Here is a 13028-nt window from a genome sequence, read left to right as displayed (position 1 = left end):
GACGTAGCAAATTGCGACGCAGTGAGACATGCGAAGATCAAAAGATCGCAGCCTGGGGCAGCTCCTACAGGTGTATGCCGATTCCCGTGTAGGAGCTGCCGCAGGCTGCGATCTTTTGATCTTGATCCTATGCTTGTCTCAGAGTGCAACAGATGTCGCGATATTAGACGCGGGACGTCAGGTTTAGCAGTCGTCAATCACCCTGTATTTAACCTAAGCAATTGATAAAAAACACGATTCACAAGCTGGCACGCTCCGTGTATTGCTCATCGCAGACGTTTCTCCTGCCACCGTCAGCGGCTTGCCGCCGGCGGCAGAAACCCAAAAAACGATAAGCCACAAAAATAAGAAAGCACCGTGCGAGGTTCGACGTTGATGAAGAGAAAACTCCGTTCAGGCATGAGCGCCAGTCTGCTGGCCATCGCAGCTTGCGTGGCCCTGCATTCGCCTCACAGCCTGGCAGCCCGCGACGCCCAGACCATCCTCAAGGAAACCTGTCAGGGCTGTCATACCCCCGAAGCCGATAACGCCCTGAGCCGCATCAGCCACCAGCGCAAGACGCCGGAAGGCTGGCTGATGAGCATTGCGCGCATGCAGACCATGCACGGTTTGCAGATCAGCGATGAAGATCGTCGCACCCTGGTCAAGTACCTGGCCGACACCCAAGGCCTGGCTCCGAGCGAGACCGACGGCGTGCGTTATGCCTTGGAGCGTCGGCTCAACACGGTCGAGCAGTTCGACGACCAGACCAGCCAGATGTGCGGCCGCTGCCACTCCGGTGCGCGGGTGGCCCTGCAACGGCGTCCGGCCCAGGAGTGGGAACGCCTGGTGAACTTCCACCTTGGCCAATGGCCGTCCCTGGAGTACCAGGCACTGTCGCGCGACCGCGACTGGTTCGACCTGGCGCGCAAAGAGATGGTGCCGCTGCTGGCCAAGCGTTATCCGCTGGACAACCCGGCCTGGAAAAAATGGCAAAGCGCCGCGCCAAAAGCCGAAGCACTGGTGGGTGACTGGAGCTTCAGCGGTCACTTGCCGGGCAAAGGCGAACTGGCCGGCGTGATGGGCGTGACCGCCGATGGCAGTGATACCTTCAAGGTCAGCGTCAAAGGCCAATACGCCGACGGCACGCCGTTCAACGGTGACGGCAGCGCGATTCTCTATACCGGCTACGAATGGCGCGGCAACGTCAGCATCGACGGCGTGACCATGCGCCAGGTGTTCGCCGTCCAGGGCAACGCCATGCAGGGCCGGATGTTCGAGGCCGAGCACGACGAGCGCGGCCTGGATTTCGTCGCGGCCAAGCAGGGTTCCCAGCGTTTGCTGGCGGTGCAGCCGGGCTATGTGAAGGCCGGCAGCGAAAGCGAAGTCACCCTGATCGGCAGCGGCCTGGACGGCAAGCCGAACTTCGGCAAAGGCGTGGAAGTGCTCGAAGTCATCGAGCAGAGCCCGCAGCGGATCAAGGTCAAGCTCAAGGCCGCCGCCAATGCGCAACCGGGGCTGCGCGCGGTCACCGTTGGTACGCTCATGGGCCCGAGCCTGTCGGTCTACAGCAAGATCGACCAGGTCAAGGTGGTGCCCGAGTTCTCAGTGGCGCGGATCGGCGACGGCGGTGGTTCGACGCCGAAAGTCCAGGGCCGTTTCGACGCCGAAGCCTGGGGCAAGGGCGCCGATGGCAAGCCGTATCGCATCGGCGTATTCCCGGCGCAGTGGAAGGTCGAAGCCTTCGACGACCGCGCCAGGGAAGACGAAGACGTCAAGTTCGCCGGCACCATGCAGGCCGACACCGGTGTGTTCACCCCGGGCGATGCCGGGCCGAACCCGGCCCGCAAGATGTCCACCAACAATGCCGGCAACCTCAAGGTGATCGCCGCCGTCGACGACGCAGGGACCTCCCTGACCGGCGAAGGCCACATGATCGTGACCGTGCAACGCTGGAACAATCCACCCATTCCATGAGTGGTGCTGATCGACAGCGATTCAGACACTTTTCGGAATGACCGCACGCCCCGCCACGCGGGGTCTGCACAGGAGGTTTGCAATGGGCGCTATCTTGAATCTGGTCGAACGTAACCTGCACGAAGTGCAGGTCGATGCCGACCGCATGCTGTTTCACATCCCCAGCAGTTCGCTGTTCGCCAGCGATGAACTGACGGGCACCATCATCGATACCCTGCGCGGTCCGGGTTGTACTTCGGACGACCTGATCCAGCGTCTTGCCGCGCGTTTCAATGGCGAGGAGATCACCGAGACCCTGCGTGAGCTGATGGCCCTGGAACTGGTCAGCGACGGCTCGCCACTGACGCCGGACATCGCCACCAAACGGGTCGAGCGCACGGCGATCAATACCGTGGTACTCAACGTCAACACCGGCTGCAACCTGAGCTGCACCTACTGCTACAAGGAAGACCTCGACAAGCCGTCGGCCGGCAAGAAAATGGACGTCGAGACCGCCATCGCCTCGGTGGAAATGCTGCTGCGCGAATCGCCGGATGAAGAGCGTTTCACGGTGGTTTTCTTTGGCGGCGAGCCATTGAGCAATCGCAAGCTGATCGAGTACATGGTCGATTACTGTGAAAAGCGTTTTCGCGAAGCCGGCAAGTTCGTCGAGTTCGTCATGACCACCAACGCCACGCTGCTCACCGAAGAGACCGTGGACTATCTCAATGCCCACCGCTTTGGCTTGTCAGTGAGCATCGACGGGCCGAAAACCGTGCACGACCGCAACCGCATCACCGTGGGCGGGCAGGGCACCTACGACGTGGTGCGGCGCAAGGCCGAGATGCTGCTGTCGCGCTATAACAGCCGTCCGGTGGGCGCGCGGGTGACCTTGACCACCGGTGTTACCGACGTCGAAACCATCTGGGATCACCTGTTCAACGAACTGGGGTTTTCTGAAGTCGGGTTTGCCCCGGTGACGTCGGGCGATATCAGCAGCTTCAACCTCACCAGCGACGAGCTGATCGAAGTCTTCGCCAGCATGAAACGCCTCGGTCGACGTTATCTGGAAGCGGCACTGGAGCACCGCAACATCGGTTTCTCCAACCTGCACCAGCTGATCACCGACATCCACGAAGGCCACAAGAAAGCCCTGCCATGCGGCGCGGGCCTGAAGATGCTGGCGGTGGATCACAAGGGCGAACTGAACCTGTGCCACCGTTTTACCGGTTCGAGCCTGCCAACCTTCGGCAACGTGCACAGCGGTGTGAAACAGGTGGAACTGAACGACTTCCTGTCCCAGCGCCTGGACCGCACCAACACCGGCTGCGAAGACTGCCAGATCCGCAACCTGTGCTCCGGCGGCTGCTACCACGAGAGCTACGCCCGCTACGGCGATCCGACGCACCCGACCTATCACTACTGCGAACTGATGCGTGACTGGGTCGACTTCGGCATCGAGGTCTACACCCGGATCATGGCCAATAACCCTGCGTTCATCAGCAGCTACATCACTCCGCGCAAGGCTCACTGATATGAAACATCTCAAGGCAATCAATAACAAAGCGTTGAAGCTGGATCAGGCCGCGGATGAAAACCGCATTGAAGAAGTGGTGGCGATGAGCTCCGTGGCGGGCTGTGCGTCGACCACCGACCCGGGCTGGGAAATCGATGCGTTTGGCGGTGTGTCGTCGCTCTGCCAGCCGATGGAAGCCGACCTGTATGGCTGTTCCGACCCGTGCTGGTGGCCGGCCCAGGTGCCGGACATGATGAGCACCTACCCGGACTGGAACAAGGATGCCCAGGCGTCCAACGAAAACTGGCGCAACCTCGGCACTGTCTTCCCGAAAGACAAGTGATCAGATAATAAGAAGGATTCCAGCATGCACAGCATCAACGCCTGCGGCCTGGCCGCTTTCGCCCTCCTGAGCACCTGCGCGCTCAGTGTCCTGGCCGATGAAAACACCGCATTGCAAGACGGTCACGAGTACATGGTGACCACCAACTACCCGAACAACCTGCACCTGATCGACCTGGCCACCGACACCTTGTACAAGACCTGCAAGATGCCGGACGCCTTCGGTCCCGGCACCGTGCAGCTGTCGCCTGATCGCAAGACCGCCTATGTGCTGAACAATCACTATGCGGATGTCTATGGCGTCGAGCTGGACAGCTGCAAGCAGGTGTTCCACGCCAGCATCACCCAGAAACCCGGGGAGAAAGCCAAATCTATGTTTGCCTTCACCGTCAGCCATGACGGCAAGGAGCTGTACACCATCGCCAACCCGACGCTGATGATGAACGATCGCTACGAAGTGCAGCAGCCCCGGCTCGACGTGTACAAGACTGACGCCGGCATGGACGCCAAGCCTGTGCGCAGTTTCCCTGCGCCGCGCCAGCTCACCATCATGCAGAGCGGTGACGACGGCACGCTGTACGTCGCCGGGGCGGATGTCTACAAGGTCAATGTGCAAACCGGCAAGTTCGACGTGTTGATCCCCAGCCGTCACTGGAAACGCCCGAACTACAGTGCGCCCGACGTGCTCTACGTGTGGAACCAGCAAACCTACCGGCATGATTTCTCGCTGCTCTACACCGCGGCGAAATTCAAGGACAAGAAGCAGGACCCGGCCACCGCCGAATACCTGTACGGCCTGTTCAGTGTCGACCTGAAGACCGGCAAGACCGAAACCACCGACTTCGGGCCCCTGACGGAAATCTACTTCAGCGGCATGCGCTCGCCGAAGGATCCGAACCTGATGTTTGGCGTGCTCAACCGCTTGGCCAAGTACGACATCAAGGAAAAGAAGATGCTCCAGGCGGCGACGCTTGATCACTCCTACTACTGCATTTCCTTCAACAAGGAAGGCAGCAAGATCTATCTGGCCGGGACGTTCAACGATGTGGCGATCTTCGATGCCGACAGCTTGAAGCAGGTGGGCAAGATCAAGTTGCCGGGTGGGGATATGGCGATCACCACGGCGCAGATTTTTGTGCGGTAATTGCCGACGCCTTCGCGAGCAGGCTCGCTCCCACAGTTGACCGAGTTCTTTCAGTAGGAACGCGATCAAAATGTGGGAGCGAGCCTGCTCGCGAAGAGGCCTTCAGCTTCACCATAAGTTCAAACCCCCGGCACCGGACACCCCAAATCCCCCTCCTGGCACTTCAGGTAAGTCTTGAACGTCTCCACCCGCGCCTTGGTCAATTCGGTCACGCAATTGCTGTAGATCAGCGGATAAACACTCCCACCCTCCACCCCGGAAGCCGAAAACTTGCACTCGGCATCGCGAAACGCAATCCACGAACGTTGTGCGCCCACCAGCAGCTTCTTGCTGTCGGGGTTACCCTTCAAACGTGTGGTGATCTGCTGGTAAAGCGCATTCAACTCCTTGTCAGCCGAGGCATGCTGCTGCGCTGCACACTGGTTCATCGTGGCCTGGTCGCTGGCGTTATCGCAGTCCAGGGCCTGGGCCAGGGGAGTGAACAGCAAAGGTGTGAGTGCCAGAAGAAAGCGTGAGTACATGCAGGAGGCTCGCTGTGACAGGGGAATTTGCGCCAGTGTAGCGATGCAAAGACGACGATTTCGAGAACTGACAGCGGATGGATACAACTTTCGGGCTGGACTTGTGGTCTTAGAGGCCTACTGTTGTTCATTACAGGAGGTGACGTATGAAACCAGTACCCAATAGTTTTGAACGCAAAATCATGCTCAAGTCGCCCCGCGCCCATGTATGGCGTGCCTTGGTCGATGCCGAGGCGTTCGGTCAATGGTTTGGCGTTGCGCTCGAAGGCAGGCGGTTCATCGCCGGCGAGTGGACGCAGGGGCAGGTTACGTATCCCGGTTATGAACATGTGTTGTGGAACGTGCTGGTCGAGCGGGTCGAGCCCCAGCAATTGTTTTCCTTTCGCTGGCACCCCTACGCGGTCAATCCCAGGATCGACTACTCCCAGGAGCCCACCACGCTGGTCAAATTCGAACTGCAGGATTATGAAGACGGCACCTTGCTCAAGGTGTCCGAATCAGGTTTCGCTCACATTCCCGACGTACGCCAGAAGGAGGCGTATTACATGGACAGCCGTGGCTGGGAAGAGCAATTGAGCCGACTCGAACAATTCCTCGCCGAAAACGCCAAGGCCCGCGAGCGTGGGAGTGAGTGATGGCAGTACAGCTATAGCGAATGTCTTACACGCGGTTACAACTATGTCGTCTGTTACATATTGGATCCGATGCGTATTCTAGCCCCATCCACTGAGGTACAGGGAGTGCTCTCAGGATCATGGATGATCGGCCATTGGCAAGGAATGCTGACGACAGGGAGTTGTAATGGTCTTGGAAGAACCCGCTTCGGCGGGTTTTTTTATGGGCGTCAGAAAAACCTGGCTGCTCGAACCGCAGTTCTCGCAGCCAGGATTTCCTTGTCAGCCGAGTTTCGCCGCCGCCCGCTCGGTGATTTGCGCTCGCAGTTTCAATGACCCGGCGGCCCGTTGGCGAGCTTGCGCCAGTACGCGCGCGGGCGCCGTTTGCGGGCTACCCGCCTGGAATGGCGGCGCAGGGGCATATTCCAGCTGCAGTTGCACCAGCTCGGCGGTGTCCTGATCGAACAGCTCTGCCGCCAGGGTCAGGGCAAAATCAATGCCTGCGGTTATTCCCCCGCCGGTCAGCAGATTACCGTCGCGCACCACCCGATCCGCCACCGCAATCGCTCCCAGTGGCGTCAGCAACTCGTGATACGCCCAGTGGGTGGTGGCGCGCTTGCCCTTGAGCAGCCCCGCCGCACCGAGCACCAGCGCCCCGGTGCAAACCGACGTCACATACCGTGCGTTGGCGGCCTGGGCCTTGATGAACGCCAGGGTTGGCTCATCCTCCATCAACGGCCCGACCCCGCTGCCACCGGGTACGCAAATCACATCCAGCGCCGGGCAGTCGTCAAAGGTAACGGTCGGTTTGAGCATCAGTCCGGTGCTGGCGGTGATGGGCATCAGGTCCTTCCAGATCAGATGCACCTTCACATCCGGTAGAGACGCCAGAACGTCGTACGGGCCGGTAAGGTCGAGTTGCTGCACCTGTGGAAACAACAGAAAACCGATCTGCAAGGTCATGGTGTATTTCTCCTGAAGTGGGTGGACGCCTTTACTGTAGGGGGCTAGGATTTGGCGTATCCGCCAATCACCCCACGAATTACGCCAACATGTCGAAAACCGTTCACGTGCTCGCCTTCGCCAATGTGCAAGTGCTTGATGTCACCGGGCCGTTGCAGGTGTTCGCGTCCGCCAATGACATCGCCCGCCAGCAAGGCTCACCGCCCCCTTATGCGCCGACGGTGATAACCGGTGGCGGCGGGGCGGTAATGTCGTCGGCGGGCCTGGCGTTGCTGGCCGAGCCTTTGCCCGAGCAGGGCAGCGACACCTTGATCATCGCCGGCGGCTGGGGCGTCTATGCGGCGGCACAAGACCCTTCACTGGTCAGTTGGGTACGCGAACACGCGGCAAAGTGCCGGCGAGTGGCATCGGTGTGCACCGGGGCGTTTTTGCTGGCGGCCAGCGGCTGGCTCGATGGCCGGCGCGTGGTCACCCACTGGACCCGTTGCGAACAGTTGGCGCAACAACACCCACGCCTGCAGGTCGAGCCCAATCCGATCTTTATCAATGACGGCCCGGTCTGGACCTCGGCCGGCGTCACCGCCGGTATCGACCTGGCGTTGGCGATGGTCGAAGCCGACCTTGGCCGGACCATGGCCCTGGACGTCGCCCGGCAATTGGTGGTGTTCCTGAAACGCCCTGGCGGCCAATCGCAATTCAGCGTGACCTTGTCTTTGCAGAAAGAAGGCAATCGTTTCGACGAACTTCATGCCTGGATCAGCGAAAACCTCAGCAAGGACCTGGGCATTCCAACCTTGGCCAACCAGGCCGGCATGAGCGAACGCAGCTTCGTGCGCCACTACCGCGCCGACACCGGCCAAACCCCGGCCCGGGCCATCGAACAGATCCGCGTCGAAACCGCACGACGCCTGCTCAGCGATACCGGCGTGCCCATCAAGCGGGTGGCCGTGCAATGCGGATTCGGCAGCGAAGAAACCCTGCGCCGCAGTTTTCTGCGGGCCATCGGGGTGACTCCGCAGGCTTATCGCGAGCGGTTTTCGGTCAGTGCCGCAGCAGATCCAGTAGTGCCTTGAGTGTCAGCTTGATCACTCATTCGTTTCCGCTATCTGGTTGAAATACTTGGTCCGATCCGGTGTAAACATCACGACCATTTTCGTGCGTGAACAGGTCAGCACGCGCTCTTCGCCCAGATCCACATCCAGATCTTCCCCGCGCAAGCCCTGCCATTGGGCGAGGTATTTGAGGGAGCCGTATTTCTCCAGCTTCTTCAGGCTGCGATTGACGCCACCTTTCCAGCCCAGCACTGGCAGTTCGCCGGCCAGGCATTGCTGGGCGAGGTCGGGGAAGCGGGCAGCGCGCTGGCGGCCGACTTCCCAGCATTTGATCAGGCCCTTGTCGTGGGCTTCCCACAGTTCGTTTCGGTTCAGGCCGGTTCGAAGGGGGAGGTCGATGCTGCGGTGGATGCGTTGGGACATTCTTTTTCCTTGAATTCGGGTTTTGTTGGACAGCTCCGCTGTGCCCGTTGATTGGGGATGTTAGGTGGGGTTGTAGCGCCTGGCAACAAGGTATTTCCGGGTGTTTTGTTTAAAAAATGTCGGACGCCGGCCTACACAAAACCGTTGCCGGACGTCGGATCTGTAGGAGCCAGGCTTGCCGGCGAAAGCAATTTCAAGGACGCCTTTACCGGCATGTCTGCCTCCTACAGGTAGTATTCAAGGCTGCCAAAAACCCTTCTCGCCGCTGAGCTTGCGATCCAGAAAACACGCCGCGCTGATCAACGCCAGGTGCGTCAGGGCCTGTGGCGTGTTGCCCATGTGCCGTCCCCGGCTGTCGAATTCTTCGGCGTACAGTCCCAGCGGGTTGGCGTAGCGCAACAGTTGCTCGAACTCCAGATGGGCCTTTTCCACGTGGCCGGCCCGGGCCAGGCATTCGACGTACCAGAATGAACAGGCGGCGAATGCGCCTTCGGTGCCGGGCAGGCCGTCGATGTGTTGATCGTCATTGTGGTAGCGGTAGACCATGCCGTCGCGCACCAGGTTTTTCTCGATGGCCTCAAGGGTCGCGAGCCAGCGCGGGTCCTTGGCGCTGACGAAACGCACCAGCGGCATCAGCAGCATCGCGCCGTCGAGACCGGTGCCGCCGATGTGCTGCACGAAGTGCCCGCGTTCGTCGTTCCAGAAGTTTTGCCAGATGTCTGTGTAGATATCCTGGCGTGTCTGGTCCCAGCGGGCGAATGGCGCGGGCAACGAGCGTTTCGAGGCGAGACGGATCGCCCGGTCCAAGGCGACCCAGCACATCAGTCGCGAGTGCAGGAAGTGGTGCTGTTCGCCGCGCATTTCCCAGATGCCGACGTCCTCCTGCTGCCAGGTTTCGCACACTTGATCGACGACTTCCACGGTGTGCTTCCAGCCTTCGTGGGAAATGGCTTCGCCGTATTTGTTGACCAGGTACACCGCGTCCAGCAGTTCGCCGAAGATATCCAGCTGGACCTGCGCATACGCCAGGTTGCCGATGCGCACGGGAGTGGCGCCGCCGTGGCCGGACAGGTGCGAGAGTTCGATTTCCGGCAGTTCCTGTCGGCCGTCGATGCCATACAGGATATTGAGTTTCATCGGTTTGCCGCGACAGTCGCTGACCCGCCCGCGCAACCAGCGCATATAGGCGTTGGCCTCTTCGGTGAAGCCCAGGCGCATGAAGGCATAGACGGTGAAGGATGCGTCGCGGATCCAGGTGTAGCGGTAATCCCAGTTGCGTTCTCCGCCGAGGGTTTCAGGTAGGCCAAAGGTCGCCGCGGCGAGGATCGCGCCGTGTTTGCGCGAGGTCAAAAGCTTCATCGCCAGGGCCGAGCGGTTGACCATTTCCCGCCAGCGGCCGCGGTAGTTGGAGAGGCCGATCCAGTCGCGCCAGAACTTCAGCGTGCGTTCCAGGCATAGCGTTGTCGCCCCTTCCTTGAAGCGCGGATCGTCAACGGCACCCAGCAGGAACTCCGCGGTCTGGTCCTGCTTGAGGGTGAAATCGGCGACGGCTGCCTGCCCGTCAATGCGCAATGGCTGATCCGCCGCCAGGCGCAGGGACGGCTGGTCGGTGGCTTCGAAGATTACGTCCTGTTGATCCAGGCGGGCGAGGGTGTGGGCTCGCGCGTAGTCGTGGCGCACGGCGCAGTGCAGGTGAAACGTCGCTTGGCCGCTGACCACCCGAACCCGACGCATCAGCAGTGGCAGGTTGTCTTCGGTGTCGCCGATCGGCAACAGGTCGGTGATTTCCACTACGGCTTGATCACTGAGCCAGCGGGTTTGCAGCACGTTGGTATCGGGCAGGTAGATTTGCTCGCGGCGAGCATCCGGCAAGTCCGGGGACAGCTGGAAAATACCGGCCTCGGGCGTGTCCAGCAGCGAACAGAAAATAGACGGGCTGTCGAATTCCGGCCAGCAGAAAAAATCCACGCTGCCCTTGTCATTGACCAGCGCGGCGCTGCGCATGTCGCCGATGATGCCGTGGGCGTCGATGGGGCTTTGTCGTTCGGGGTGATGGTCGGGCATTGGCGCGGGGCTCCGGGTTACATCGAGGACCTTAATAGCTGACTGGTTTGAGCGGTGGAGAGTTCATTAGTCTGGAGCAGTGAGGTGGCTTTGCCGGCCCCTTCGCGAGCAAGCCCGCTCCCACAATGGACGGTGTGCACAGGTCAAATGTGGGAGCGAGCCTGCTCGCGAAGGGGGCTTCACATTCAACCAACAATTCGGCCCTTTCCCAGCTACCAGCCTTGTGGCAACTTGCAGGCCCTAATCGAGGCTGGCCCCCATGGCAAACCCCTACCGCGAACTGTTCAATGCCCCCGGCGCCCGAGCTTTCGTGCTGGCCGGGATGATCGCGCGCATGCCGATTTCCATGACCGGCATCGGCCTGATCACCATGCTGTCGCAGTTGCAGGGCGGCTATGGCCTGGCCGGGGCGGTGGCGGCGACCTTTGCCCTGGCCACGGCATTTTGTGCGCCGCAGGTGTCGCGGCTGGTGGATCGGTTCGGCCAGCGCCGGATCCTGCCGGTATCGGCGCTGATCGGGGGCGGCGCATTGTTGCTGGTATTGCTCTGCACCCGTTTGCAGGCGCCGAACTGGACGTTGTTTGTGTTCGCCGCGATCGCCGGCTGCATGCCGAGCATGTCGGCGATGGTCCGGGCGCGTTGGACCGAGTTGTATCGCGGCCAGCCGCAACTGCAAACGGCCTATGCCCTGGAGTCGGTGCTGGACGAAGTCTGCTTTATCGTCGGGCCACCGCTGTCGGTGGGGTTATGCGTGGTGGCGTTCCCCGAGGCCGGGCCGTTGGCGGCCTTGCTGATGCTGGCGATCGGGGTTACGGCTTTCGTGTTGCAACGCAGCACCGAGCCGCCAGTGCATGCCCATGAGGAACACCATAAAGGCTCGATCATTCGCTCCCGCGAGATTCAGTGGTTGATGCTACTGATGGTCGCCATGGGCATTATCGTTGGGGTGGTGGATGTGGTCAGCGTGGCCTTTGCCCAACAGCAGGGCCAGCCGGCCGCGGCGAGTATCGTGCTGTCGGTGTATGCGATCGGTTCGTGCCTGGCCGGATTGGCGTTCGGCGCGTTACGTTCGACAGTGCCGCTGCCGCGCCTGTTTCTTTATTGCGGCGTTGCGACGGCGGTAACGACATTGCCGTTGCTGCTGGCGGTGAACATTCTCGGGTTGTCCCTGGCGGTGTTTGTCGCCGGGCTGTTTTTTGCGCCGACCCTGATTGTCGCCATGGCTCTGGTGGAGCAGATCGTGCCGCCGGCCAAACTCACTGAAGGCCTGACCTGGCTGGTGACCGGGTTGAGCATCGGCGTGGCGATCGGTGCGGCGGGGTCGGGGTGGATGGTGGATGCGTTCGGGGCGCGCAGCGGATTTTGGCTGGCGATTGCGGCGGGGGTTGTCGTCCTCGGTTCCGCGATTGTAGGAGCGAGCATGCTCGCGATGGACCTCAACGAAAACGCTGGCTAACTGACACCCCGGGGTGCTTGCTCCTCCGTCGCGAGCATGCTCGCTCCTACAGGGGGGCATCCGACTAATTCCCCGGGGCGCTCGTCCGTTTTCTTACAGACAACTTTCGAGGAAAGCCCGGTGACCCCGCTGACATTGCTGTGCCTGCCCTATTCGGGCGCGAGCGCCATGGTCTATAGCCGCTGGCGGCGCAAGCTGCCGGAGTGGATCAAGTTGCAACCGGTGGAGCTGCCGGGGCGGGGGGCGCGCTTCGGCGAACCCTTGCATACCGACATGCGCCCTCTGGCGCTGCAACTGGCGCAGGAACAAAAAGCCATGCTCAAGGCGCCATATGCCTTGTTCGGCCATAGCCTCGGCGCGTTGCTTGCGTGTGAAATGGCCCATGCATTTCGCTCGCTCGGCTGCCCGGAACCGGTTGCGCTGTTTGCCTCGGGCACGGCTGCGCCGACCCTGCGTGCCGATTACGACCGTGGCTTTGCCGAGCCCAAGACCGATGCCGAATTGATCGAGCAACTGCGCACACTCAACGGTACCCGCGAAGAAGTGCTGGCCAACCAGGAGCTGATGAGCCTGACACTGCCGATCCTGCGCGCCGACTTCCAATTGTGCGGGCGCTACGAGCCGCTGCAACGGCCGTTGCTCAACTGCCCGGTGCACGTACTCGGTGGTAAGGCCGACCGCGCCACCAGCGAGCAGTTGATCGGCTGGCGCAACGAAACCCACGGCAGCTTTTCCGTGGACATGCTCGCGGGTGGGCATTTCTTTATCCATGAGCATGAAGCCAAGGTGCTCAAGGTGATCAAGGATCAGCTCGAGGTTCATCATCGGCGGCATGCCATGGCCGCCGTGGGTTAACCCCATCTCAAACTTCACCCCATTCCCTGTGGGAGCGAGCCTGCTCGCGAAAGCGATGGGTCAGCCAACATCAATGTTGAATGATCGAACGCATTCGCGAGCAGGCTCGCTCCCACAATGTTTTTCCTTCCTGATAGTTGTTC

Annotated in this window: 12 protein-coding genes; 8 read left to right on the top strand and 4 right to left on the bottom strand. The window is 60.9% G+C overall.

Going from position 1 to position 13028, the window contains the following annotated elements:
- The first annotated feature begins 375 nt into the window (after positions 1 to 375).
- From peaA to peaD, 4 genes are all read left to right on the top strand, one after another.
- Positions 376 to 1956, top strand: a complete 1581-nt coding sequence (peaA, locus tag AC3WWR_RS17085; RefSeq protein ID WP_042955229.1) for a quinohemoprotein amine dehydrogenase subunit alpha — start codon at positions 376 to 378, stop codon at positions 1954 to 1956.
- Between the two features lie 82 nt (positions 1957 to 2038).
- Positions 2039 to 3469: a quinohemoprotein amine dehydrogenase maturation protein gene (peaB, locus tag AC3WWR_RS17080; RefSeq protein WP_020795718.1), complete on the top strand. Its 1431-nt coding sequence runs from the start codon at positions 2039 to 2041 to the stop codon at positions 3467 to 3469.
- A gap of 1 nt (position 3470) precedes the next feature.
- Positions 3471 to 3794: a quinohemoprotein amine dehydrogenase subunit gamma gene (qhpC, locus tag AC3WWR_RS17075; protein WP_007971075.1), complete on the top strand. Its 324-nt coding sequence runs from the start codon at positions 3471 to 3473 to the stop codon at positions 3792 to 3794.
- 24 nt (positions 3795 to 3818) lie between these two features.
- Positions 3819 to 4937 (top strand): quinohemoprotein amine dehydrogenase subunit beta, encoded by a 1119-nt coding sequence (peaD, locus tag AC3WWR_RS17070; RefSeq protein ID WP_020795717.1) that lies wholly within the window; start codon positions 3819 to 3821, stop codon positions 4935 to 4937.
- A 119-nt stretch (positions 4938 to 5056) separates the two neighbouring features.
- On the opposite strand, the gene AC3WWR_RS17065 is transcribed toward peaD, so the two are convergent.
- Positions 5057 to 5458 carry a lysozyme inhibitor LprI family protein gene (locus tag AC3WWR_RS17065; RefSeq protein WP_033042977.1) on the bottom strand — a complete coding sequence of 134 codons (402 nt, stop codon included), beginning with the start codon at positions 5456 to 5458 and terminating at the stop codon, positions 5057 to 5059.
- A gap of 146 nt (positions 5459 to 5604) precedes the next feature.
- On the opposite strand from AC3WWR_RS17065, the gene AC3WWR_RS17060 reads away from it, so the two are divergent.
- Positions 5605 to 6093 (top strand): SRPBCC family protein, encoded by a 489-nt coding sequence (locus AC3WWR_RS17060; protein ID WP_033042975.1) that lies wholly within the window; start codon positions 5605 to 5607, stop codon positions 6091 to 6093.
- A gap of 261 nt (positions 6094 to 6354) precedes the next feature.
- Here AC3WWR_RS17060 and inhA read toward each other — a convergent pair whose 3' ends face one another.
- The gene (inhA, locus tag AC3WWR_RS17055) at positions 6355 to 7035 is read right to left on the bottom strand and encodes an isonitrile hydratase (protein ID WP_083349547.1); all 681 of its coding nucleotides are present in this window, start codon (positions 7033 to 7035) and stop codon (positions 6355 to 6357) included.
- Positions 7036 to 7124: 89 nt separating this feature from the next.
- Here inhA and AC3WWR_RS17050 point away from each other — a divergent pair, with 89 nt between their 5' ends.
- Complete coding sequence (locus AC3WWR_RS17050; RefSeq protein ID WP_033042973.1) at positions 7125 to 8108, top strand: GlxA family transcriptional regulator; 984 nt, start codon at positions 7125 to 7127, stop codon at positions 8106 to 8108.
- Between the two features lie 12 nt (positions 8109 to 8120).
- On the opposite strand, the gene AC3WWR_RS17045 is transcribed toward AC3WWR_RS17050, so the two are convergent.
- Together AC3WWR_RS17045 and AC3WWR_RS17040 are read right to left on the bottom strand one after the other, a co-directional pair.
- Positions 8121 to 8510: a hypothetical protein gene (locus AC3WWR_RS17045; RefSeq protein WP_033042971.1), complete on the bottom strand. Its 390-nt coding sequence runs from the start codon at positions 8508 to 8510 to the stop codon at positions 8121 to 8123.
- 237 nt (positions 8511 to 8747) lie between these two features.
- Complete coding sequence (locus AC3WWR_RS17040) at positions 8748 to 10574, bottom strand: glycoside hydrolase family 15 protein (protein WP_020795709.1); 1827 nt, start codon at positions 10572 to 10574, stop codon at positions 8748 to 8750.
- Positions 10575 to 10833: 259 nt separating this feature from the next.
- Here AC3WWR_RS17040 and AC3WWR_RS17035 point away from each other — a divergent pair, with 259 nt between their 5' ends.
- The gene (locus AC3WWR_RS17035; RefSeq protein WP_020795708.1) at positions 10834 to 12030 is read left to right on the top strand and encodes an MFS transporter; all 1197 of its coding nucleotides are present in this window, start codon (positions 10834 to 10836) and stop codon (positions 12028 to 12030) included.
- A gap of 120 nt (positions 12031 to 12150) precedes the next feature.
- On the top strand, positions 12151 to 12885 hold the full coding sequence (locus AC3WWR_RS17030; protein WP_020795707.1) for a thioesterase II family protein: 735 nt from the start codon (positions 12151 to 12153) through the stop codon (positions 12883 to 12885).
- Positions 12886 to 13028 lie beyond the last annotated feature (143 nt).

Source organism: Pseudomonas sp. EB271-G4-1, assembly GCF_058791355.1.
This window is presented reverse-complemented; position numbering and strand designations above follow the sequence as displayed.